The following is a 21,711-nucleotide window of genomic DNA, read 5'->3' on the forward strand; positions in this document are numbered from 1 at the left end:
TTTTCATTTCGTTGCCGAGGCTGACTTTAAGCCGCCGGCTGGGCCTCGATTGTGCGCAGCGCCTGGGTCTGGCGCTTGGCGGCGGCCTTGACGGCATCCTGCACCTTCTCGAAGGCGCGCACTTCGATCTGGCGCACGCGCTCGCGGCTGATGTCGAACTCGGCCGACAGCTCTTCCAGCGTCAGCGGCTCCTCGGCGAGGCGACGGGCCTCGAAGATGCGCCGCTCGCGCTCATTGAGCACGGCAAGAGCGCCTGACAGCATGCCGCGCCGGTTCTCCAGCTCGTCCTGCTCGATCAGCATCTCTTCCTGGCTTTCGTGGTCGTCGACCAGCCAGTCCTGCCATTCGCCGGATTCGCCTTCCGTTGCCCGGATCGGCGCGTTGAGTGAAGCGTCGCCGGACAGGCGGCGGTTCATCGACACCACCTCGGCTTCGGAGACGTTCAGCCGCGTGGCGATCTCGGCGATCTGGTCGGGCTTGAGGTCGCCGTCATCCAGCGCCTGGATCTTGCCCTTCACCTTGCGCAGGTTGAAGAACAGACGCTTCTGGTTGGCGGTCGTGCCCATCTTGACCAGGCTCCACGAGCGCAGGATGTATTCCTGGATCGAGGCCTTGATCCACCACATGGCGTAGGTCGCGAGGCGGAAGCCGCGCTCGGGTTCGAATTTCTTGACGGCCTGCATCAGGCCGACATTGCCTTCCGAGATCACCTCGCCGATCGGCAGGCCGTAGCCGCGATAGCCCATGGCGATCTTGGCGACGAGCCGCAAATGGCTGGTGACGAGCTTGTGCGCGGCGGACGTGTCTTCATGCTCGGCATAGCGCTTGGCGAGCATGTACTCTTCCTGCGGCTGAAGCATGGGAAAGCGGCGGATTTCTTCCAGGTAGCGGCTGAGGCCGCCTTCGCCGGAAACAATACTGGGTAGTGACTGGGCCATGATAGCGCCCCCTCTCATTGGAGTGATGCCCCCGAAACGCGGCGGGCATTTGACGCGAGCACCCAAAGGCTCGCTCGCGACGTCAGATATATACAGGAACAAAACCAGAAAAGACAGGCATTTGTTCAACACGAAACAGTGTGTCACGCTGAAGTGAACAATGCCAGTCAGGTTTTTTGATGGCTGGTTTCGAGCTTGTTGATGGCGGGTTCAGAGATTGCGAAAGCCGCCGACGAGTTCCTCCATGTCCCCCGGTATCGGCGCCTCGAACCTCATGGGTAGATGGGTATCGGGATGGCGAAATGCAAGGAGCCAGGCATGCAAAGCTTGGCGGGAAAATGCCTTGACCTGACTTTTCAGCGGTTCCGGCAGCCGGTTGGCCTTGGTGCGGAAGGCCTGGCCGTAATCGGGGTCGCCGATCACCGGGTGGCCGATATGGGCCATGTGGACGCGAATCTGGTGGGTGCGGCCGGTTTCCAGCCGGCATTCGACCAGGCTTGCGGTGGCGAACTCCTGCTGTTTTTCGCCAAAACGCTCCTGGACGGCAAAGTGCGTGACGGCATGGCGGGCATCGTCGCGGCCTTCCGGCACCACGGCACGGCGCACCCGGTCGGCGGCACGGCCGAGCGGCGCATCGACTGTTCCGGTCGGCCTCTGCGGTATGCCCCAGACCAGCGCCAGATAGGCGCGTTCGAGATCGCCGGTCCGGCCGTGATCGGCGAAGGCTTCCGAAAGCGCCTTGTGGGCGCGGTCGGTCTTGGCCACCACCATGACGCCGCTGGTCTCCTTGTCGAGCCGGTGCACGATGCCCGGGCGGCGCACCCCGCCAATGCCGGACAGGCTGTCGCCGCAGTGATGGATCAGCGCGTTGACCAGTGTGCCGGTCCAGTTGCCGGCACCGGGATGCACGACCAGCCCCGCCGGCTTGTTGATGACGATCAGCGCGTCGTCCTCATAGAGCACGTCGAGCGGGATGTTTTCTCCCGCAGGCGCGGCCGGCTCGGGTTCCGGCATCGCAACCGATACGCTTTCGCCTGGAATCATCTTTCGCTTGGTCTCGTCGATAGGCTTGCCGTCGATAGAGACCGCGCCCTGCCTGATCAGCATCTGCACGCGGCTGCGCGACATATCAGGGCCGAGGCTGGCGGCCAGCCATTGGTCGAGGCGCTGGCCGGCCGCATCCGGTCCCGCAACCAGCACGGTGGGCGCTGTCGCGATGAATTGCTCCTCTATCAATTCAGGGGCCTCTTCGTTATGAGCGCTCATTGAAAAATTCCGGAATGTTTTGCCATGGCCAGCCCAATTGTCGACGAAGACCAGGAGAAGCCGCTCGACGCCGAAGCTGAAAAGGTGCGCAAGAAGCTCATCCGCTTCATGGGCATCAATCTCGGCCTGCTGTTTGTCGCCCTTATGGTGGTGATCGGAGCCCTTGTCTACAAAGCGCGCAACGCCCCGCCCGCGAACGCGCCGCTGGCCGGCGATATCCAGGTGCCCGCCGGCGAGCCGTTGAGCGGCGACATCGTGCTGCCGGTCGGCGCAAAAGTGGTCAGCCAGTCGCTGTCCGGCAACCGCATCTCGATCGACGCCGAGCTTGCCGACGGCGGTCGTGCGATCTTCGTCTATGATATCGCCGAGCGCCGCCTGATCGGCCAGTTCGCAATTCGCAACAAATAGGCCGGCGGCAATGCAACAAACAAGTTTGTCGCAGAAATGAACAGGCCTCAGTCATGACAGGCTTCGCCGGACATCGCCGTGTCGCGACCGTCGCGCTGGTCGTCGCCAATTATGACGAGGCGATCGCCTGGTATGTCGGGCGGCTGGGTTTCCTGCTCCTCGAGGATGTCGATCTCGGCGGCGGCAAGCGCTGGGTCACGGTCGCGCCGGCCAACGGGCAGGGCGCCAGGCTGCTCTTGGCCGAGGCGTCCGACGAGGCACAAAGGCATAGCATCGGCAACCAGACGGGTGGCCGGGTCTTCCTGTTCCTCGAAACCGACGACTTTGCCCGCGACCATGCGGCGATGCTGGAAAAGGGCGTCGAGTTCCGCGAGGCGCCGCGTTTCGAACCCTACGGCACGGTCGCGGTTTTTGCCGATCTGCACGGCAATCTCTGGGATCTGATCGAGCCCAAGCGGTAACCTGTGGGCTGCTTTTCGCTTGCTGCAGTAAAGCCGCCGAACCCCAGTTGCTTTTTCCCAGCCGTCAGCCTATATCGCCGGTTCTTGAGCGCGCCCATCGTCTAGCGGTCAGGACACCGCCCTCTCACGGCGGGAACAGGGGTTCGATTCCCCTTGGGCGTACCAGAGATTTCAAGCACTCGCAAAACCGTCAAACATGCCTTCCGTGGAGGTCATTTTCGCTTCCCATTGAGCCGCATACGCCCCATTCGCCCGATGGCTCCGGCCGGCGGGCTTTTTCGTTTTGGGAACCATTTCAGCGCAAGCTAGATGAATCGCGGTGTTTCGAGGAATGAGAACCATGAGCAGCGGCTCCGACGATCCGCCAATTGAGCGACGCTCGCATCTTCGGAGTGCTGTCCTAAAAGACGGGACCATCATCACTGAAGATGCGACCATCCGGTGCTCCGTCAGAAATCAGCACGCTCACGGTGCAGAGCTACGAGTGGATCCGGGCGTGGTTATTCCTGAGCGGTTCGTTCTTCACATCCCTGCGGATGACGCTAGATATCGTGCTGTCGTGCGATGGAGAAAAAACGAGCGGCTTGGTGTGCAGATCTATTGAAACAGGATGCGGAAAATGGCTGTGTCTAAGAAGACAGCCCTAAACTGTCGGCAAGGATCGTGATCCGGGCTAGGCCATGGGAATACTTCGACCGAGATCTAAGCCGAAGAAGGCTTACCCAAATAGCGATCGGTTCGGAGAGGACGGCCGGCGCATTTACAGCGCCTATGCCGCCGCAGACGGAAGGCCAGACAAACAAGGCAAGCGCCGCCGCTTGCCGTTGCTTATCAGCGGAGCGTCGGTGGCCGCCGTTGTAGGCCTCTTGATGTACTTGATAGGGGCTGGCTAACCAGCCAGCGCATGCCCACCCTTTTTCCATCAAAGTCTAACGATCGGGACAGCGCACTGGAAAGTACGTGCGGTAACTGTTGATTCAACCATTGCTGGTATTTTAGATGCGTGTGGTAGCGGCTCCGGCAGTGCGGCGGGGGCTGGGTTGCCGGAGCCGCCTGCGCGGTCCGGTTGGGGTTTGACCGCGCTGTTCCAAAATAGGACAGCGCGGTCAACGATTCGTTAAAATTCCCCAGACCTAATTAAGTACTGGCTAATGAAGTGGTTTACGGGTCCGGTGCGATTTCTGGGAAAAATGAGCACATTAGAGCAGGTCTTCGTTAGAGCAGGTCTTCGTTCCTAGAGCATTTCACAGTTTCATGGAAACGGCGAACCGCTCTAACTCTTTGTTTTGACGCAATTCCCAAGGGAAAGCGCTGCGCGCTCTCCCGAGAAAACCGCTCACACTTTCCCTGGAATTGCTCTAGACCTTTTGTTTTGCTGCCCTGTAATCAGCTTCCCACGGCAATGCGTCAAAGTCCGGCTTGAGCCCGCCAGCGCGGTAGGCTTCCTGGGCCATGTAATTGCATTTGGCCTTCTCCAGGATGCAGGCGAAGGGCGGATTTCCTGGGCAACGGTAAAGGCCTACTGCTTCCACCTTAGAAATTCCCCGTGAATATCTCAGAATGGATTCCATGGCTGCCTATGCATGTCGTCCTTCGTTGTGATGAAGCCCAAGGACTTGGTACCGAGGCCCGGCGCACAGTTGGGTGCGGGCCTCACATGCGAATGAAGGAGCGCCAGGAAGGACGTGCCAGGAGGTGCGGGACGCGTCTCCGCTGTAGGTAGCCGGCGGCACCAAGTTCGACCGATGCGCTGCGACTACCGACGACCAAATCGACCGCCACCGGCAACCAACCGGATGATCAGGAGAAGTACAATCGCGCCGACGGTGGCGTTGACGATCAAGCTGATCGTCCCGGTCCCAAGATGGATGCCTAAGCGAGGCAGCAGCCAGTCGCCGATGAGCGCGCCGATGATCCCGATTGCTATGTCCCCGATCAGACCAAAGCCGGCCCCTCGTACGATCTTTCCGGCCAACCATCCGGCAACAAGGCCGACTACCAATACGACAATGATGCTCTCGTTTGACAGATGCATGCTGATCCTCGTGGGGCTCCCTTTTTTCACCGTGCTACTGGCGCCCGCAGCCTAGCCGATGAGTTCCATAGCCGATCCTCTATCCGCACGAAAGCCACAGCGCTTGCTGCCGCCACTCGCGGCGATCAGCCCGTGTCATCCAATCGATGGATGAAGCCCATGATGGCCGGCGTTACCTTGATGCATGGCGTGGCTTAAACCCCTGCGCTATTGAGCGCCGGCTGAGGAGTCCGAGTCTACCGGCGCTCCCTTTTTTACCTCTGACGCTCGCAAGTCGCCTTGCCGGCGCGCCCCGAAGATCAGGAATAGATCCCAGGCACCAGACGCACGGTCACGCCATTGACTATCACCTCGGCCATAGATCCGGCCTTGGCTGCGCACTTGCAGATAGCGGTGATCTGGCGGGCGAACAGGCGCGTCAACCATGCGTCTGGTCGGACTCCCAGCTGTCGATCGTTTCAAGTCGTTCACCTTGCGCGAGGAAGGCGCAAGGATGATGATGACGGCGCTACATGGCTTCCTCGATGGTATCGATTGAACAAGACCTGCGCCGACCTCCAAGGGCCTGCCAAACCAGATGTTGCCTTCATGATCGATTCACCCAAGCATCAGGATTCCGATGAGGCCATCGAGCCGGGTTTTCAGGCAATCGAGGCGCGCAGAGTTCCCTTGCCTGTCGGCTACCGACAGGGCGTGATCTCGGCGATCACTGTATTGCTAGGATTTTCGCTTCTTTTCCTGCGGTATTGGAATTTCGAAGCTGACGGCGGATGGACGACTGCCTCGATCCTGGCGACGCTCCTGCTCGCGCTGGCCATCGTCCTGCAACTCGTCGCACTGTGGCGTTCACTGCTCCCGCGCGACGACGACGAGCCGGTCTATCAGGTCACACTGCGCTGGTTCCTCGCCTCGATCATCGCTCTCCTTGCGGGCGTGCTGCTGGCCGGACTGACCGCTTCGCACGTCTTCAATCTTTGATCGGGGCAATTGCGGGCTGATCAACCATCCGCTTTTACGCCGCAAGGTCGTCCTGTTGACTGCAAGGAAAAGCCCCGCCGACCGGGAGTCAAGCGGGGCCCTTGGAGTAGCCGCAGGGGACTGGCTGTGGACTACTCAGTGATCCGTAGGATCATATCCAATGTAGCCCTCAGGATGATGTGCCGCATCGGCCGAACAGATGAAGGAAACAGCCCTATCCACATTCGTGGCCATCCTCTCTGCGCGTAGAAGGGCCCTGGACAACACTCGGGCATGCACCCGCGCGGATCGCGTTCAGCCTGGCGGGATTGGCGAGGCCCGCGAAAGCGCGGCGGCCCGCGTGCCTCGAATCCCCCCAATTTAAGTCAGGCCGCGACGCTTGAAAGCGCAACGATCCCTGTTACTTACGGCGTGGGGTAGCATCCGCGGCAACGTGGATTTTGGGTCGGGTAGAGTTGGAATGGCGTCAGTGAAGATGATTTGCCCGCGCTGCTATGGCGGCGGCAAGGTTTTCGATTGCTCCAGATGGAGTGCGTCGAAAGGGCATTGCTGCCCGCAAGGGACGCACCAGACCAGTTGCCCGGGCAAGACCGTTACCTGCACCGAGTGCAGTGGCCTGGGAATGCTGGCGGAAGCCGAACTCAGGGCCGTCGCCTAGTCGTGGCTTCGGCCGGGACGTGGTAAGGGCGGCTTTCGCCTTGCGATCGCTTCCGCCGTCTCTTGAGCTTTAGGGCCAAGAGCGGGTTTCCCGTCATGCAGCGATAGGACTTACGGCTTCTGGCGCGGCGGGTCCGATTGCACTAGCATCACCTCATGGATTTCGAGGCAGGGCTCAAGCGGCGCACTGAACGCCGGGTGCCAGGCAGATCCTGACGGGCAACGATGCCACGGGGAGAAGGCCGATGCAGAAACTGCAAGCGCAGGGCGTCCACCACATCACGCTGGTCGGCGCCGGGCGCCAGACCTCGATCGATTTCTGGGAAGGCGTGCTCGGCATGCCGTTCATCTTCGAGCAGCCCAACCTCGACAAGGCCAGCGAAAGCCATCTCTATTTCGATCCGGGCGACGGCCGCTTGATCACCGTCTTCACCGATGAGAGCCGCACGCCGCAGAAGCGGCGCACGCCGACCGATCCGGGCTGCGTCCACCACATCGCGTTTGCGGTGTCGCGTGTCACCTTCCTGCAGGCGGTCGCCCGGCTCGATGAGCGCGGCATCAAGCACAGCGGCGTCAAGGATCGCGGCTTCATGGATTCGATTTATTTCGAGGATCCGCTCGGCCTGCTGATCGAACTCGCCTCCTACCGCTTCGAGCCGCCAGCGGGTTTCACCCATGCGGACGTGCTGATGCAGGCGCACAGGCTGCGTGTCGGACGCGGTGATTACAACATCGCCGAGGCACACCTTGCCGACGCGATCCAGGCGCTTGTCGAGAGCTCCCGCGCGACTTTGTCGGACGACCGGGCGCCGAAGAATCCATACTGACGGCCAACAAAAACAGAGGGAGGACAATAATGGCAAAGACAGTGACCAAGAGTGCTGGGAAATCCGGTGCCCAGGCAAAGCCGAAAGCCGCCGCTGCGGCAAAAGTGGGCGCGAAAGCAGCGGCAAAACCGGCAGCTCAAAAGTCGGCGCCGAAGGCCGCCAAGGCCAAGTCGGCGAAAAAGCCGGCGCTGAAGCTCAGCATGCTGAAGCCGAGCGTCAACAACATGACGGTGCGGGTGTTTGCCCGCGCGGCCGGGTTCGACGCCGCCGAGACCGACGCCTGGGGCCACACGCGTTCGCCCGAATATATGGCGCGCAATCCGGCGCATCTGACGCCGATGATCGAGGACAAGGGGCTGCCCAGGGGCGTGCTGTGGGAAAGCTGCGCTATCATGCAGTATCTCGCCAACAAGCACGGGCTGGAGAAATTCTATCCGAAGGCGCCGGCCAAGCGGGCGATGGTCGACAGCGCCATGTTCTACCTGATCGGCACGCTCTACCCCCTTGTGGCGCGCGCCACCTACCCGGCGCTGGGGTTCCCGCAATATGCCGGCGAGGTCGGCCACAGCGATGCCCATCCGGACAAGAAGTCGGAAGCACAGAAGGCCGCGATGGCCGCGATCGCCGAGCCGCTGGAGGTCTTCCACAGCTTCTTCAGGGACGGCAAGCCGTTCATCGGCGGCAAGAACCCGTCGATCGCTGACATAAGGCTGGCGGCGACGCTCGAGTTCCTGGCGGTCATCGACTACGCGCTGCCCAAATGGGCGAAGGAGTATATGGCGGCAATCGAGAAGAAGCTCGGCAAGGCCTACGCCGAGCCGGCCGGCGACGTGCGTGGCTACATCGCCTATGTGCGGTCGCAGGCGAAGGCTTCAGCTTAAGACTTTGTTAACCAAAGCCCTGTCTACTGGCAGGAATTCACCGCGCGACCACGGATGTACTGGCGCATGATCGGTGGAAGGAAAGGTCGGCTCCGTGCCGGCCTTTTTGCTTTTTCGGCCTCATGTCGGGACATCGCGCGACGGTGACCAGGCAACGCTAGAACTGTTCACCGTTTCACCGAAACGGCGAGCCGCTCTATCTCTTTGTTTTTTACGCAATTCCGGACGGAAAACCGCTCACACTTTTCCTGGAATTGCACCAGAGCATCAACTATTCACATCGGGATATTGTCATGGCCGACGCTGGCTCTAACATCGCTTTCAGCGGATTCGGCTCGGAATGCCGGCCTGGAGAGAGATGAGGGCTTGCGATGAAATGCGTGGCGGCAATGCTGATGATGGCAGGTGGAATGCTGGCTGGGACGCTTCTCCCGTCACAGGCAGCAGTGCTCAACACAATGGATGATGTCGGGGACGCGATCCAGGCGTGCTGGACGCCGCCGGCGGACGCCGGGAATTCGACCGTAACCCTGAGCTTCAGCTTCAAGCGCGACGGCTCGCTGATCGGTCCGCCACGGCCGACCGCCGTCAAAGTCGCCGGCGATGACAAGGCGCGGAAGGCATTCATCGACGCGGCCATTGCCGCCGTCAAGAATTGCACGCCCCTGACTTTTTCACCGGCTTTGGCGCAGGGCGTCGGCGGCAACGTCTTCACGTTGCAACTGGTTTCTCCGAAGAAATAGCTGTTGCCGCCGACCTTTCAGTGAGAAATGGCGGCACTTGGCTACACATTCCTGATGTCCATGGGCGAGGGAAAGCTTTCGGACAGATTGCCTGGTAAGGCCTCACGCCTCCGCCAGGCTGGCTTTCCAGAACCAATTGCTCAATGGCTCAGGCGCCGGACCTCGGCATGCCGTGCCAGATCAGGTGTCTCGAACACGTAGTCGCTCCAGGCCGATTCCGGAATCTGTCCGGCCAAATAGCACTCAAGCAACAGATTTTGCTCGGGATTGAGCGGTCGTGGCGCGCGCTCGTGATCCAGCCCGAGAGAATGAAAAAGGTTTCTTGTCAGTTCCGATACCGTGAAGTGGATCGACATCTGCGTTCTCCTCTGCCCATCAACGCGGCAGTCAGGCAAAGGTTTCAAGGTCAGGTGCCGGTAACGCCGGATTGATCGTTCGCCCCTGCGGCCCATGGTCCAGCGATTTCGACAGCCGCCGGACTGGCCGCATTGTTTTCCGGTTCGTCTCAATCTTGAAATAAAAATGTAATATCGAATTTACAGGAGCGATCCTATTACACTAGATGAAAGTCTGTTTCATGTCGTAACTCTTCAATTATTAGGTATAGCTCATTTAGTTATAGATTATCCAAGTCGAAAGAACGCGATTCCAGTCCGTCAGCAACAAGGACAACGTCGCCCCGATGATCCGTTTCTGGTTTCTCATGATGATCGCACTGGTGACGGTGGCGGCCTCTGCGCTTGGCACGGCGTCTTCCTACGCGGATAGTTGCAGCGCCATCAGAGGTCAGTTGCTTTCTGGCGGCCGCGGTGGGGGCGCGAGCCCCGAACTGGCGCAACTGCGCCGCCAGCTTGCGGCGATCCAGGGCCTGGAGAGGCAACGCAGATGCACGGCGCAAAGCGCCACGGGCGGCTTCTTCAACGCTTGTGCCGACCTTGCCAGAAACCGCACGGAGGTGCTGCGCCAGATGGCCGCCGCATCCAATTCTGGCCGGGACATTTCGGGCCTGCAGGCACGGTTCGCGGCGCTCGGCTGCACGTCCGGGGCGAAGGAGCGCCCGGCGCCGAAGACCCAGTCCGGCGGAGCAATCTATGCCGGCAATGCGATGCTGTTTTGCGTGCGCCTGTCGGATGGCTACTTCTTCCCGCGCCAAAGTCGCAATTTGCCGGCAACGACGATGTCAAGGATATGGCCGATCAGTGCCGTTACATCTGCGATGATCCGGCCGTCGATCTCTACACGCTCAGCGATGCCAGTCTTGAAACCGAAAAGATGGTCGCGCTCGATACGCGCAAACCCTATACCGAACTGCCGTCGGCTTTCCGCTACCGCGACGATGCCAGTTTCAAGGCCTGCGACGTCAAGCGCTACTACCAGCGCGTTGCCGAATTGCGGGCAAGGACGGTGACGCCGACAAACATGACCAACGCCGTCATTCCCCTGCCGCAGCCAAAGCCGGACCTCGGCAACGTTGCGGCGATCCCGCAATCCGGCACCGAGACCGCGGCTGTCGCTCAGCTGCAGTCGATCGAGGCCAGCAAGCGGCCGGTGCGCGTGGTCGGCCCGGCCTTCTTCCCGGCTGAATGACCGCCCCTCTCTGCGCATCCATCGGATAACAGCTTGCAGCAGGCTGTCATGGTGCAGCCGGCTATAGAACCGTCTGGAACAGAGGGGCGCTCACGGCGTTGTGATCGACATCAGCCAGGAGAAACGCCATGGCCACGTTCAGGGAAATGCGGGTTCTGGAGATCGTCGAAGACGGCTCACTGACCAATGACGAGAAGGTCGCCGAACTGCGTGAGATCGAATCCGAGGCGCGCGGCCTGCAGCGGGCGGCGTCGGAGAGTTCCATGGGCGATGATGACGGCTGGCAGGACGATTTGCGCCAGGTTCGTCTTGCGCTCGACAAGCTTGGCGCAAAGGAACCGAAGAAGGGCGCGGCATCGCTATAGGCCTGTCCGCTGTGAGGCTCCGGCGGGCAGCTTCCCTGAATTGCTCCTATTCGCAGACCATGCGAACCCGTTGGCCTGGCGCGCTCACGTTCCTGCAAGCCAATTGCTTTTGCGAATCCGAGTCCGAGGGCGGGGGAGGCGGCGGCGAAAATCGCGTCTGGTGCCGTCTATGCACGGCAGGCTTCAAAACCCTGCGATCAGAAAGTCGTCCGGGTGGCGGCTGTGGCGGCACCGGAAAGGCGCCGTTGTCGGCCTGCGGTGCGTAGTCGATATTGGGCGGCGGCCGGTCCCAGAAGCGCCTGGCGTCGAGCGGCCGCGGGATGATCACCGTGCCGTCATAGCTGCGCGAACAGCCACTGCCGAAAAGCAGCACCACGCCCAGCAAGAAAGGCCCTATCCGTCCATACATTAGCAACACCCCTGCACGGGCTTATAACGCGGCCTTGGTACGCCCGACAACCGGACTGAATAACGCAGGAGGAACGCGCTGGTTGCGCCGTTAAGGTTAGCGGATCGTTAATGCTTCTCGGGCACATTCCGCCGACGAACCGCGGAGGGAGGGTTCGGCCTTGATTTTCGGGGTGGGGACAGCATGGCGGAAGCGGACGAAACAATCGGCGCGCGCGGCAAGCGTGAGCCCGGCAAGGCGGTACATCGCCGCGATGCGCCACCGCGCGCGGACATGGATTCGACCGATGCGCTTCGCCAACTGGTCGAGGCAGGCTCGGACTGGGTTTGGGAGACCGACGCCGAACTGCGGTTCTCCTGGCTTTCCCCCACCTACCAGGCGGCCACCGGCATCGATCCGGCCGATGTGCTTGGCCGGTTCCGCTTCGATTTCCTCAACCAGGTCCTGAAGGGCAACCACAGCGCGGCTGCGCATCTGGAGGATCTGCAGGCGCGCCGGCCGTTCCGCGACTTCGTCTACGAACTGAAGGGCGGCGGCACCGACTGCCGCTGGGTGCTGACGTCAGGCTTCCCACGGTTTGACAGCGAAGGAGAATTTGCCGGCTATCGCGGCATAGGCCGCAATGTCACGGCGCTGGCCAGCGCCTTCGAGACCGTGGAGCAGAACCCGTTGTCGGGCAGCGAACCCGACCGGCATCTTGCCGATCTGGAACGGACGATGGACGCCATGCACATGGGCGTCGTGCTTCTTGATGCCAAGCTCGACACGCTGATCGTCAACAAGGCCTATCGCGACCTGTCGAGGATTCCGGACGATGCCGTGACCGTCGGCGCTCCGTTCAGCCGGCTGATGGAACTCAACCGCCGCAATGGCATCTATGGCGACATCGACGAACAGCCGTGGCAGCGCTACCTCGCCACCCGTATCGAGGAGATTCGCGCCGGCTCCGTCGCGCCACGCGAATTTGTCCATGCCGACGGCAGGACGATGATGTTCTCGGTGACGGCGCTGTCCGGCGGCAAGCGGCTCTTGACCTACTACGAGGTCACCGAACTCAAGCGTCGCGATGCCGAGATCGAGAGCGCCAACGCCAAAATCGCCGAGACCTTCGTCAATCTGCGCACCATGGTCGATGAGATGCCGATCGGCGTTCTCGTCCTCGATGCCGATATGCGTGCCGAAGTCATCAATCGCGCCTTCTATGACTTCTGGAGGATCGATCCCGGCCGCGCCGGCATCGGCTCGGCCTTCCGCGAGCTGATGGAAGCCAGCCGCGGCATCGACCCTTACGGCGCCGATGAAATTGCCTGGCAACGTCACACGGCCGAGCGCGAAGCCGAAATCAGGGCTGGCGTCGCCGGCTCCAGGCAATTGCCGCACAATGACGGGCGCACGCTTGTCGCATCGCTGGCGCCGCTGCCCGGCGGCAAGCGGCTCATCTCCTATGTCGACGTCACCGACATGAAGGGCCGCGAGACCGAGGCACAGGATGCGCGCAGGCATCTTGCCAGCGTGCTGGAATCGCTGCCGGCCGGCGTCATCATCTACGACCGCGACGACAAGTTCGTCTTCGCCAACCGCAAGCTGCAGGACTCGCTGCCCGCGCTGAAACCCTTCTGGCAGCCTGGCCGCAGCTTCCGCGAGGCGCTGGAGTTCGGCCATTCGGTCGGCTATTTCCGCTCGAGCGGCGATGCCGGCATCGACACGCTGTACGAGGCCGATTCCGAACGCTGGCTCGACAGCATGCTGGCGCGCTACCACCTGCCAAATTCTTCCTACGAGCGGCTCAATGCCGATGGACGCTGGTACCAGGTCTACGACATGCGCACCGATGACGGCACGTTCATCGGCGTGCGTGTCGACATCACCGACATCAAGAGCCGCGAGGCGGCGCTGCGCGACTCGATGCGCCAGATCGATCTCTTCCGGCACGTTATGGACGAGTTGCCGGTGGCCGCCTTCATCAAGGCGCAGGACCTGAGCATCGAATTCGTCAACAAGGCCTGGTGCGCGATTACCGGCCTCGCCAAGGAAGACGTCATCGGCCGGACCGATCGCCAGCTGTTCGGCGCCGAGGACGCTGAAGGCTACAGCCATGACGACACCGATGTCGTGGCGACCGGCGCCGTGCGCGAGGTCGAGGAGCCCGTCACCCACCGCGACGGCACGGTGCGGCAATTGATGACGCGCAAGAGCCGCCTGGTGGCCATTGACGGATCGGTGCATCTGGTCGGCTCCAGCACCGACATCACCGACGTCAAGGCGCGCGAGCGGGCTCTGGAAGAGAGCATGCGCGAGAACGAGGTGTTCCGCAGCCTGATCGATAATGTACCGGTGTCGATCTACGCCAAGCGCTCCGATCTCCGGCAGTTCTATGTCAACAAGGGCTGGTGCGACCTGACCGGTCTCGGCAGGGAAGATGCGATCGGCAAGACAGACATCGAGATCTTCGGGCCGGATGGCGAGGCTTTCGTGGCCGGCGATCTGGCGGTGCTGCGCACCGGCGATACCCAGGAGATCGAGGAGAGTGTGACACTCCCCGATGGCAGCGTCAGTTCGCGCGCAAGGGCGCGATGATCGCGTCGGACGGTTCGCTCTACCTGATCGGATCGACCACCGACATCACGGAACTGAAGATGCGCGAGGCGGAGCTCAGCGAGGCGCGCCAGCGCGCCGTGCTCGCCGACCGCGCCAAGTCGGAATTCCTTGCCAATATGAGCCATGAGATCCGCACGCCGATGAATGGTGTGCTGGGCATGGCGGAACTCCTGGCCAAATCCAATCTCGATCCGAAGCAGAAGACGTTCACCGACATCATCGTCAAGTCGGGCAACGCGCTGTTGACCATCATCAACGACATCCTGGATTTCTCCAAGATCGATGCCGGCCAGATGGTGCTCGATCCGGCGCCCTTCAACCTTGCCGAGGCGATCGAGGACGTGGCGACGCTGGTGTCGACACGGGCCAAGGAAAAGGACCTCGAGCTCATCGTGCGCGTCGAGCCGAGGCTCGAAAGCCTGTTCATCGGCGATGTCGGCCGCATCCGCCAGATCGTCACCAACCTGCTCGGCAATGCGGTGAAATTCACCGATGAAGGCCATGTGCTGGTCGATGTGACCGGCGAGAGGGTCCCAACCGGAACCAGGCTGACGATCTCGGTCACCGACACCGGAATCGGCATCCCCGAGGAAAAACTGAAACTGGTGTTCGAGAAATTCAGCCAGGTCGACACCTCCTCGACCAGGCGGCACGAGGGCACCGGGCTAGGTCTTGCCATCACCTCACGGCTGGTCGAACTGATGGGCGGCGAGATCGGCGTCGAGAGCGCCGAGGGCAAGGGCTCGACCTTCTGGTTCACGGTAACGTTGCCCAGGGCCGGACAGCAGAACGGGCAGCGCATCATGCCGGTGGACGTGACCGGCGCACGCGTGCTGATCGTCGACGACAATGCCGTCAACCGAGCCATCCTGACCGAGCAGATGACTTCGTGGACGTTCGATTCCTGCGCGGCCGAAAGCGGCGCCGAGGGTCTCAAGGTGCTGATCGCGGCCGCCGCCTATGGCGTGCCTGTCGATTGCGTCGTGCTCGACTACCAGATGCCAGAGATGAGCGGTGCCGAAATGGCGCGCATCGTGCGCAACACCGAAGGCCTTGCCGAGACGCCGATCATCATGCTGACCTCGGTCGACCAGTCGCTCGCCAACACCAGTTACCGCGATCTCGGCATCGACGCCCAGCTGATCAAGCCGGCGCGCTCCTCCGTGCTCCTGGAGACGCTGGTCGCGACCATCCAGCGCCATCGCCACACCACGGACATCCCGGTCCAGCTTGCAACCGAGAGACTTGATGCTCCCCAGCGGCCGCCACTGGCGCTGTCCGAACAACGCGCGCAATTGCAGCCGCCGCCGGTTCGTCCGAGGCTGCCTGCCACCGGCGATGGCGGACACAGGCTGGATATCCTCGTGGCCGAGGACAATGAGGTGAACCAGATGGTCTTCACCCAGATTCTTGGCGAGACCGGTTACGGCTTCGAGATCGTCGGCAATGGCCGCAAGGCGCTCGACGCCTTCGGCAAGCTCAATCCGTGCATGATCCTGATGGATGTCTCGATGCCGGAGATGAGCGGGCTCGAGGCGACCGCCGCGATCCGCCAACTGGAGCAGGAAACCGGCACGCATGTGCCGATTGTCGGCGTCACCGCGCATGCGCTCAAGGGCGATCGCGAACGCTGCCTTGAGGCGGGCATGGACGATTATCTGCCCAAGCCGATCAGCCCCAGGGCCCTGCTGGAGAAGTCGAGCGCTGGCTCGGCGCCAGCCGCCAGGTCCAGCGCAGCGCGGGATAGCAGCGCGCGTCGCCCGGTTCCAAGGATCTGAAGAGGCAAGCCGAGGGAATCAATCGCGGATTTGCTGCTACCCCTACGTGCAATGCCTATGGTGCGATCGCACCATACCAAAGGCGGCGCCGAGTCGGAACAATAGCAAAATCGAATTCCGCCTTTTGCAGTTACGGGCGGGAGCAGCGACCGCCGGAAAGAGACAGCGTCAACCTACCCCAACGGACCTGTTTTTGGCGATGGCCCGGCCACGACACGCTCTGGCCTTGAGCAACGCACTCCCGTCCGGATTTTCTTCACCTGGGAAAGCCCCGCCGAATCCGGCGGTGGCCGCAGCCGGCGGATGGCTCAAGTCCCTGATTTCGGGGGCAAACCTGGACCTGGCCACGACCATCTGCCGTCACCGTCTTTTCGAGTGCCAGCGACGCGTTACCGGGCTGACATGAAACTGTCATGCGACTGTAATAATCGAAGTCTATTGGCCTCAGCGGGCGCCGGTTTTGAATGGCGCCGAGAGACCATCTTCCGAACAGGAGCAGGCCACATGAGACATTTCATCCGCTCGGCGGCCGTTGCGATTGCAATGGCTACAGCGTCTACCTTCACCCTTTCCGCAGCCATCGCAGCTGACCTTTCCGGCGCCGGCTCGACCTTCATCTATCCGGTGTTCGCCAAGTGGGCTGATACCTACAAGAAGGATACCGGCGTCGGCCTCAACTACCAGTCGATCGGCTCCGGCGGCGGCATCAAGCAGGTCATCGCCAAGACCGTGACCTTCGGCGCCACCGACAAGCCGATGTCCGATGCCGATCTGGAAAAGAACGGCCTCGTGCAGTTCCCGATGGTGATGGGCGGCATCGTGCCGATCGTCAACCTCACTGGCGTCAAGCCGGGCGAACTCGTCCTCGACGGCAAGACCCTCGCCCAGATCTATCTCGGCGCCATCACCACCTGGGACGACGCCGCGATCAAGGCGCTGAACCCCAGCCTCAAGCTGCCGTCGACCGCGATCGCCGTGGTCCACCGTTCGGACGGCTCGGGCACCACCTTCAACTTCACCAACTATCTGGTGAAGCTCTCGCCCGACTGGAAGGACAAGGTTGGTTCGGACACCGCCGTCGAATGGCCGACGGGCGTCGGCGCCAAGGGCAGCGAAGGCGTTGCCAACACCGTCAAGCAGACGGACGGCGGCATCGGCTACGTCGAATACGCCTATGCCAAGCAGAACAACCTGTCCTACTCCAAGATGCTGAATGCAGCCGGCAAGGTCGTCGAGCCGTCGCTCGAATCCTTCGGCGCTGCCGCTTCGAATGCCGACTTCAAGACTGCCAAGAACTTCAACGTCATCATCACCAACGAGCCCGGCGACACCACCTGGCCGATCGCTGCCTCCACCTGGGTGCTGATCCACACGGCTCCGGATGATGCCGCTGCCACCGGCGAAGCGCTCAAGTTCTTCGCCTGGGCCTACAAGGACGGCAAGGAAACCGCCAAGGCGCTCGACTACGTGTCGATCCCCGACAGCGTCGTCGACCTGATCAAGGCTTCGTGGAAGGCCGACATCCAGGCCGGCGGCAAGCCCGTCTACGCCGGCGAGTAATATCGTCTGAAGGAGCGCCGCGTTCGCGGCGCTCCTTTTCTCATCAACTTGAAAGAGCCGAGCTTGACATGAGCGCTGTCCAGGAAGCCTTGCCAGCCGTTAGAGGTTCGCGCGACGCCACCGTTCGACGGTTCGCGCTGACCGATTCGATCTTCCATGGAATGACCCGCGCCGCCGCCATATTGGTGCTGGTCCTGCTCGGTGGCGTTGCGATCTCTCTGGTAGCCGGTTCCTGGCAAGCACTGTCGACCTTCGGCTTCTCCTTCCTGACCAGCGAAAGCTGGAACCCGGTGACGGAGAAGTTCGGTGCCCTGGCGCCGATCTACGGCACCATCATCACCTCGGCCATAGCCATCCTGATCGCCGTGCCGCTCGGTATCGGCATCGCCATCTTCCTCACCGAGCTTTGCCCGCGCCCGCTTCGAGGTCCGATCGGCATGGCGGTGGAACTGCTGGCCGGCATCCCTTCGATCATCTACGGCATCTGGGGCCTGTTCGTGCTGGCGCCGTTCCTGCAGACGACGGTGCAGCCTTTCATCATCAGCGTGTTCCACGGCGTTCCGGGCCTCAACGGCCTGTTCGCCGGTCCCCCTTACGGCATCGGCCTGCTGACCTCGGCGATGATCCTGGCCATCATGATCCTGCCTTTCATCACCTCGATCACCAAGGACGTCTTTGATACGGTGCCATCGGTGCTCAAGGAATCGGCCTATGGCATCGGCTGCACGACCTGGGAAGTCACGCGCCGGGTCGTCATTCCTTACACGCGCATCGGCATCATGGGCGGCGTCATGCTCGCTCTCGGCCGTGCGCTCGGCGAAACGATGGCGGTGACCTTCGTCATCGGCAACGCGCACCGCATCTCGACGTCGCTGTTTGCGCCGGCAACGACCATCTCGGCGACCATCGCCAACGAATTCACCGAAGCGGTCGGCGATCTCTACACCTCCTCGCTGGTGGCGCTCGGCCTGATCCTGTTCGTCATCACCTTCCTGATCCTTGCCATCGCCCGCTACATGCTGATGCGCATTGACGCCCGCACCGGAGCCTGACCGATGTCGACAGCCGCATCGCTTCACCAGAGCCGCAAGCGCAAGAATGGCGTGATGATGACGCTGTGCGTCGTTGCCGCCGGCATCGGCCTTGCCTGGCTGGCGCTGATCCTTGGCGCCCTGCTCTACAAGGGCCTGTCCGGCGTCTCACTGTCGGTCTTCACGGAAATGACGCCACCGCCCGGCGATGCCGGCGGCCTGCTCAACGCCATCTACGGCAGCATCGTGATGACCATCATCGGCATCATCGTCGGCACGCCGATCGGCGTGTTGGCCGGCACCTACATGGCCGAGTACGGCCGCTTCTCGAAGCTCACCACCGTGGTGCGCTTCATCAACGACATCCTTTTGTCGGCTCCGTCGATCATCATCGGCCTGTTCGTCTATGAGCTGATGGTGCGGCCGATGGGGCATTTCTCAGCAATCGCCGGCGCCGTCGCACTTGCCATCCTGGTCATCCCGGTCGTGGTGCGCACCACTGAAGACATGCTCAATCTGGTGCCAAACGCCTTGCGCGAAGCCGGCACCGCGATCGGCGCGCCGCGCTGGGTGGTGATCCGCTCGGTTGCCTACCGCGCCGCACTTTCCGGCATCGTCACCGGCATATTGCTGGCCATCGCCCGCATCTCCGGCGAGACGGCGCCGCTTCTTTTCACGGCGCTGAACAACCAGTTCTGGTCGAGCAATCTCAACGCGCCGATGGCCAGCCTGCCTGTCACCATCTTCCAGTTCGCTCTCAGCCCTTACGAGGAATGGCAGCAGCTGGCCTGGACCGGCGCACTCATCATCACATTGACGGTTCTCGCGCTCAGCATCTTTGCGCGCAGCCTGACCGGACGCAGAGAGGACAAATGAGCCAGATGTTGTCTCCAGACATGACGATCGCCGCCGAGGCGGTGGCCAAGGCCAAGATCGAGGTCAAGAACCTCAACTTCTACTATGGCCAGTCGAAGGCCCTGAAGGATATCACGCTGTCGCTGCCCGAACGCAGCGTCACCGCCTTCATCGGCCCTTCGGGCTGCGGGAAGTCGACGCTGCTGCGCGTCTTCAACCGCATCTACGAGCTCTATCCCAAGCAGACCGCCGAGGGCCAGGTGCTGCTCGACGGCCAGAACGTTCTCGACCGCTCGCAGGACCTCAACCTGCTGCGCACCAAGATCGGCATGGTGTTCCAGAAGCCGACGCCGTTCCCGATGTCGATCTACGAGAACATCGCTTTCGGCGTCAGGCTCTATGAGAAGATCAGCAAGGCCGAGATGGACGGCCGTGTCGAGCAGGCGCTGAAGCGCGCGGCACTCTGGACCGAGGTCAAGGACAAGCTCAATGCCAGCGGCCTCAGCCTGTCGGGCGGCCAGCAGCAGCGGCTGTGCATCGCCCGCACCGTGGCGGTGAAGCCGGAAGTCATCCTGCTCGACGAGCCGGCCTCGGCGCTCGACCCGCTGTCGACCGCCAAGATCGAGGAGCTGATCGACGAATTGCAAGCCGACTACACGATCGTCATCGTCACCCACAATATGCAGCAGGCGGCGCGCGTGTCGAAGCAGACCGCCTTCATGTATCTGGGCGAACTGGTCGAGTTCGACAAAACCGAGAAGATCTTCACGTCGCCTCGCGAGAAGCGCACGCAAGACTACATCACCGGCCGCTTCGGCTGATCGCACGCATACGAGGACCAGGATCATGGCCGAACATACAGTCGCAGCCTTCGACGAGGATCTCGGACAGATCAGCAGGCTGATCAGCGACATGGGCGATCTCGCCGGCTCGATGGTCGGCGGTGCCACCAAGGCACTGCTGAATTCCGACAATGCTCTGGCACAGCGCGTGGTCTCCGACGACGCCATCATGGATGCGCGCCAGCGCGAGCTCGACGACCGCGCCATCACACTGATCGCCAAGCGCCAGCCTATGGCCGACGATCTGCGTCATGTCGTCGGCTCGATCCGCATGGCCGGCGACCTCGAACGCATCGGCGATCTTGCCAAGAACATCGCCAAGCGCGTCGGCACCGTCGGGCTCAGCGCCACGCCGCGCGATCTTTCGCACTCCATCGACGCCATGGCGCAGCTGGTGTTGATCCAGGTGCAGGGCGTGATCGAAGAGTATGCGGCGCGCGATGCCGCCGCGCTGGCGAAGCTGCGCGCCGACGACGAGCGCATCGACGTCAAATACACCTCCGTCTTCCGCGAACTGCTGACCTATATGATGGAGGATCCGCGCAACATCACGGCTTGCACGCATCTGCTGTTCTGCGCCAAGAATCTCGAACGCATCGGCGACCATGTGACCAACATCGCCGAAAACGCGTACTATGTCCTGACCGGCACGCAACTGCCCGCCAACCGTCCAAAACAGGACGAGACGGCGATGTCGGCGCCGGCGGCCTGAGCGCAGGGGTAACCAATCGATGATCGCACCACGCATCATGGTGGTGGAGGATGAGGAGCCGCTTGGCGTGCTCCTCCGCTACAATCTGGAATCGGAGGGTTACCAGGTCGAGGTGGTGACACGCGGCGACGAAGCCGAAATCCGCCTGCAGGAAAACGTGCCCGACCTTCTGGTGCTCGACTGGATGGTGCCGGCGGTGTCCGGCATCGAACTCTGCCGGCGCCTGCGGATGCGGCCCGAGACCGAGCGGCTGCCGATCATCATGCTGACCGCGCGCGGCGAGGAAAGCGACCGTGTGCGCGGCCTTTCGACCGGCGCCGACGACTATCTGGTCAAGCCGTTCTCGACGCCGGAATTCATGGCTCGCGTCAAGGCGCTGCTGCGCCGCGCCAAGCCGGAAGTTCTGTCCAGCGTGCTCAAGGTCGGCGACATCGTGCTCGACCGCGAATCGCACCGGGTCTATCGCAAGAAGAGCGAGATCCGGCTCGGGCCGACCGAGTTCCGCCTCCTCGAATTCATGATGCGCCATCCCGGTCGCGTGTTCTCGCGCAGCCAGTTGCTCGACAATGTCTGGGGCGAGACGATCTACATCGACGAGCGCACCGTGGACGTGCATGTCGGCCGGCTGCGCAAGGCGGTCAACAATGGCCGCATGCCCGATGTTATCAGGACCATTCGGGGGGCGGGCTACGCGATCCGCGAGGATTAGGGATATGCTGATATTCAGGTGATGCCGGCCTGCGAATGGCGGTTTCCCGCGCTTCCGGTACTCACGGACCC

At 62.1% G+C, this 21,711-nt stretch carries 20 protein-coding genes, 1 tRNA gene and 1 pseudogene; 17 read left to right on the plus strand and 5 right to left on the minus strand.

From position 1 onward, the window contains the following. Nucleotides 1–26 precede the first annotated feature (26 nt). Both rpoH and AC0V8S_RS08090 read right to left on the minus strand, forming a co-directional pair. Nucleotides 27–938 (minus strand): RNA polymerase sigma factor RpoH, encoded by a 912-nt coding sequence (rpoH, locus tag AC0V8S_RS08085; protein WP_019861619.1) that lies wholly within the window; start codon nucleotides 936–938, stop codon nucleotides 27–29. Nucleotides 939–1,148: 210 nt separating this feature from the next. Next, the gene (locus AC0V8S_RS08090; protein ID WP_475437375.1) at nucleotides 1,149–2,204 is read right to left on the minus strand and encodes an RluA family pseudouridine synthase; all 1,056 of its coding nucleotides are present in this window, start codon (nucleotides 2,202–2,204) and stop codon (nucleotides 1,149–1,151) included. A 24-nt stretch (nucleotides 2,205–2,228) separates the two neighbouring features. Between AC0V8S_RS08090 and AC0V8S_RS08095 the strand changes: the two genes are divergently transcribed. The 4 genes from AC0V8S_RS08095 to AC0V8S_RS08110 all read left to right on the plus strand — a co-directional run bounded on the left by AC0V8S_RS08095 (nucleotide 2,229) and on the right by AC0V8S_RS08110 (nucleotide 3,677). Then, on the plus strand, nucleotides 2,229–2,612 hold the full coding sequence (locus AC0V8S_RS08095) for a fimbrial protein (RefSeq protein WP_475437376.1): 384 nt from the start codon (nucleotides 2,229–2,231) through the stop codon (nucleotides 2,610–2,612). Between the two features lie 53 nt (nucleotides 2,613–2,665). Next, nucleotides 2,666–3,073 carry a VOC family protein gene (locus AC0V8S_RS08100; protein WP_475437377.1) on the plus strand — a complete coding sequence of 136 codons (408 nt, stop codon included), beginning with the start codon at nucleotides 2,666–2,668 and terminating at the stop codon, nucleotides 3,071–3,073. A gap of 90 nt (nucleotides 3,074–3,163) precedes the next feature. Continuing rightward, nucleotides 3,164–3,238, plus strand: a tRNA-Glu gene (locus AC0V8S_RS08105). A 175-nt stretch (nucleotides 3,239–3,413) separates the two neighbouring features. Further along, on the plus strand, nucleotides 3,414–3,677 hold the full coding sequence (locus AC0V8S_RS08110) for a PilZ domain-containing protein (RefSeq protein WP_244661889.1): 264 nt from the start codon (nucleotides 3,414–3,416) through the stop codon (nucleotides 3,675–3,677). A gap of 1,152 nt (nucleotides 3,678–4,829) precedes the next feature. On the opposite strand, the gene AC0V8S_RS08115 is transcribed toward AC0V8S_RS08110, so the two are convergent. After that, the gene (locus AC0V8S_RS08115) at nucleotides 4,830–5,108 is read right to left on the minus strand and encodes a GlsB/YeaQ/YmgE family stress response membrane protein (RefSeq protein ID WP_183463743.1); all 279 of its coding nucleotides are present in this window, start codon (nucleotides 5,106–5,108) and stop codon (nucleotides 4,830–4,832) included. A 534-nt stretch (nucleotides 5,109–5,642) separates the two neighbouring features. Between AC0V8S_RS08115 and AC0V8S_RS08120 the strand changes: the two genes are divergently transcribed. The 4 genes from AC0V8S_RS08120 to AC0V8S_RS08135 all read left to right on the plus strand — a co-directional run bounded on the left by AC0V8S_RS08120 (nucleotide 5,643) and on the right by AC0V8S_RS08135 (nucleotide 9,194). Next, nucleotides 5,643–6,086, plus strand: a complete 444-nt coding sequence (locus tag AC0V8S_RS08120) for a hypothetical protein (RefSeq protein ID WP_475437378.1) — start codon at nucleotides 5,643–5,645, stop codon at nucleotides 6,084–6,086. A 902-nt stretch (nucleotides 6,087–6,988) separates the two neighbouring features. Beyond that, complete coding sequence (locus AC0V8S_RS08125; RefSeq protein WP_475437379.1) at nucleotides 6,989–7,570, plus strand: VOC family protein; 582 nt, start codon at nucleotides 6,989–6,991, stop codon at nucleotides 7,568–7,570. A gap of 29 nt (nucleotides 7,571–7,599) precedes the next feature. Continuing rightward, on the plus strand, nucleotides 7,600–8,451 hold the full coding sequence (locus tag AC0V8S_RS08130; RefSeq protein WP_475437380.1) for a glutathione S-transferase family protein: 852 nt from the start codon (nucleotides 7,600–7,602) through the stop codon (nucleotides 8,449–8,451). Between the two features lie 371 nt (nucleotides 8,452–8,822). Next, entirely contained in the window at nucleotides 8,823–9,194 is a 372-nt protein-coding gene (locus AC0V8S_RS08135) for a hypothetical protein (RefSeq protein WP_475437381.1), read from the plus strand. A 140-nt stretch (nucleotides 9,195–9,334) separates the two neighbouring features. Here AC0V8S_RS08135 and AC0V8S_RS08140 read toward each other — a convergent pair whose 3' ends face one another. Beyond that, nucleotides 9,335–9,550 carry a hypothetical protein gene (locus AC0V8S_RS08140; RefSeq protein ID WP_140772725.1) on the minus strand — a complete coding sequence of 72 codons (216 nt, stop codon included), beginning with the start codon at nucleotides 9,548–9,550 and terminating at the stop codon, nucleotides 9,335–9,337. Between the two features lie 832 nt (nucleotides 9,551–10,382). Here AC0V8S_RS08140 and AC0V8S_RS08145 point away from each other — a divergent pair. Then, nucleotides 10,383–10,781, plus strand: coding sequence for a DUF2865 domain-containing protein (locus AC0V8S_RS08145; RefSeq protein ID WP_475437382.1), 399 nt, complete (start codon nucleotides 10,383–10,385; stop codon nucleotides 10,779–10,781). A gap of 128 nt (nucleotides 10,782–10,909) precedes the next feature. Continuing rightward, the gene (locus tag AC0V8S_RS08150; RefSeq protein WP_095201295.1) at nucleotides 10,910–11,146 is read left to right on the plus strand and encodes a hypothetical protein; all 237 of its coding nucleotides are present in this window, start codon (nucleotides 10,910–10,912) and stop codon (nucleotides 11,144–11,146) included. Between the two features lie 46 nt (nucleotides 11,147–11,192). Here the strand turns inward: AC0V8S_RS08150 and AC0V8S_RS08155 are convergent, their stop codons facing one another. Beyond that, nucleotides 11,193–11,522 (minus strand): hypothetical protein, encoded by a 330-nt coding sequence (locus AC0V8S_RS08155; RefSeq protein WP_475438589.1) that lies wholly within the window; start codon nucleotides 11,520–11,522, stop codon nucleotides 11,193–11,195. A 216-nt stretch (nucleotides 11,523–11,738) separates the two neighbouring features. On the opposite strand from AC0V8S_RS08155, the pseudogene AC0V8S_RS08160 reads away from it, so the two are divergent. The 7 genes and pseudogenes from AC0V8S_RS08160 to phoB all read left to right on the plus strand — a co-directional run bounded on the left by AC0V8S_RS08160 (nucleotide 11,739) and on the right by phoB (nucleotide 21,640). Next, nucleotides 11,739–15,900 (plus strand): annotated as a pseudogene (locus AC0V8S_RS08160) (PAS domain-containing protein). Nucleotides 15,901–16,435: 535 nt separating this feature from the next. After that, nucleotides 16,436–17,491: a phosphate ABC transporter substrate-binding protein PstS gene (gene pstS / locus AC0V8S_RS08165; RefSeq protein ID WP_475437383.1), complete on the plus strand. Its 1,056-nt coding sequence runs from the start codon at nucleotides 16,436–16,438 to the stop codon at nucleotides 17,489–17,491. Between the two features lie 68 nt (nucleotides 17,492–17,559). Next, on the plus strand, nucleotides 17,560–18,543 hold the full coding sequence (pstC, locus tag AC0V8S_RS08170) for a phosphate ABC transporter permease subunit PstC (protein WP_475437384.1): 984 nt from the start codon (nucleotides 17,560–17,562) through the stop codon (nucleotides 18,541–18,543). A 3-nt stretch (nucleotides 18,544–18,546) separates the two neighbouring features. Continuing rightward, nucleotides 18,547–19,398 carry a phosphate ABC transporter permease PstA gene (gene pstA, locus AC0V8S_RS08175; protein ID WP_475437385.1) on the plus strand — a complete coding sequence of 284 codons (852 nt, stop codon included), beginning with the start codon at nucleotides 18,547–18,549 and terminating at the stop codon, nucleotides 19,396–19,398. After that, complete coding sequence (gene pstB / locus AC0V8S_RS08180) at nucleotides 19,395–20,198, plus strand: phosphate ABC transporter ATP-binding protein PstB (RefSeq protein ID WP_027053973.1); 804 nt, start codon at nucleotides 19,395–19,397, stop codon at nucleotides 20,196–20,198. The genes pstA and pstB overlap by 4 nt, the downstream gene beginning before the upstream one ends. A 25-nt stretch (nucleotides 20,199–20,223) precedes the next feature. Then, nucleotides 20,224–20,931 carry a phosphate signaling complex protein PhoU gene (phoU, locus tag AC0V8S_RS08185; protein ID WP_010911897.1) on the plus strand — a complete coding sequence of 236 codons (708 nt, stop codon included), beginning with the start codon at nucleotides 20,224–20,226 and terminating at the stop codon, nucleotides 20,929–20,931. Between the two features lie 19 nt (nucleotides 20,932–20,950). After that, entirely contained in the window at nucleotides 20,951–21,640 is a 690-nt protein-coding gene (gene phoB / locus AC0V8S_RS08190) for a phosphate regulon transcriptional regulator PhoB (RefSeq protein WP_010911896.1), read from the plus strand. Nucleotides 21,641–21,711: the final 71 nt, after the last annotated feature.

Source organism: Mesorhizobium oxytropidicola (genome assembly GCF_056174625.1).

Excerpts from the sequence above, each read along its gene's own strand:
- AC0V8S_RS08090 (WP_475437375.1), bottom strand. The coding sequence starts at position 2,204 with ATGAGCGCTCATAACGAAGAGGCCCCTGAATTGATAGAGGAGCAATTC.
- AC0V8S_RS08095 (WP_475437376.1), top strand. The coding sequence starts at position 2,229 with ATGGCCAGCCCAATTGTCGACGAAGACCAGGAGAAGCCGCTCGACGCC.
- pstA (WP_475437385.1), top strand. The coding sequence starts at position 18,547 with ATGTCGACAGCCGCATCGCTTCACCAGAGCCGCAAGCGCAAGAATGGC.
- AC0V8S_RS08150 (WP_095201295.1), top strand. The coding sequence starts at position 10,910 with ATGGCCACGTTCAGGGAAATGCGGGTTCTGGAGATCGTCGAAGACGGC.
- AC0V8S_RS08135 (WP_475437381.1), top strand. The coding sequence starts at position 8,823 with ATGAAATGCGTGGCGGCAATGCTGATGATGGCAGGTGGAATGCTGGCT.
- AC0V8S_RS08100 (WP_475437377.1), top strand. The coding sequence starts at position 2,666 with ATGACAGGCTTCGCCGGACATCGCCGTGTCGCGACCGTCGCGCTGGTC.
- pstB (WP_027053973.1), top strand. The coding sequence starts at position 19,395 with ATGAGCCAGATGTTGTCTCCAGACATGACGATCGCCGCCGAGGCGGTG.
- AC0V8S_RS08110 (WP_244661889.1), top strand. The coding sequence starts at position 3,414 with ATGAGCAGCGGCTCCGACGATCCGCCAATTGAGCGACGCTCGCATCTT.
- AC0V8S_RS08145 (WP_475437382.1), top strand. The coding sequence starts at position 10,383 with ATGGCCGATCAGTGCCGTTACATCTGCGATGATCCGGCCGTCGATCTC.
- rpoH (WP_019861619.1), bottom strand. The coding sequence starts at position 938 with ATGGCCCAGTCACTACCCAGTATTGTTTCCGGCGAAGGCGGCCTCAGC.
- phoU (WP_010911897.1), top strand. The coding sequence starts at position 20,224 with ATGGCCGAACATACAGTCGCAGCCTTCGACGAGGATCTCGGACAGATC.
- pstS (WP_475437383.1), top strand. The coding sequence starts at position 16,436 with ATGAGACATTTCATCCGCTCGGCGGCCGTTGCGATTGCAATGGCTACA.
- AC0V8S_RS08140 (WP_140772725.1), bottom strand. The coding sequence starts at position 9,550 with ATGTCGATCCACTTCACGGTATCGGAACTGACAAGAAACCTTTTTCAT.
- AC0V8S_RS08115 (WP_183463743.1), bottom strand. The coding sequence starts at position 5,108 with ATGCATCTGTCAAACGAGAGCATCATTGTCGTATTGGTAGTCGGCCTT.
- AC0V8S_RS08130 (WP_475437380.1), top strand. The coding sequence starts at position 7,600 with ATGGCAAAGACAGTGACCAAGAGTGCTGGGAAATCCGGTGCCCAGGCA.
- AC0V8S_RS08125 (WP_475437379.1), top strand. The coding sequence starts at position 6,989 with ATGCAGAAACTGCAAGCGCAGGGCGTCCACCACATCACGCTGGTCGGC.
- phoB (WP_010911896.1), top strand. The coding sequence starts at position 20,951 with ATGATCGCACCACGCATCATGGTGGTGGAGGATGAGGAGCCGCTTGGC.
- pstC (WP_475437384.1), top strand. The coding sequence starts at position 17,560 with ATGAGCGCTGTCCAGGAAGCCTTGCCAGCCGTTAGAGGTTCGCGCGAC.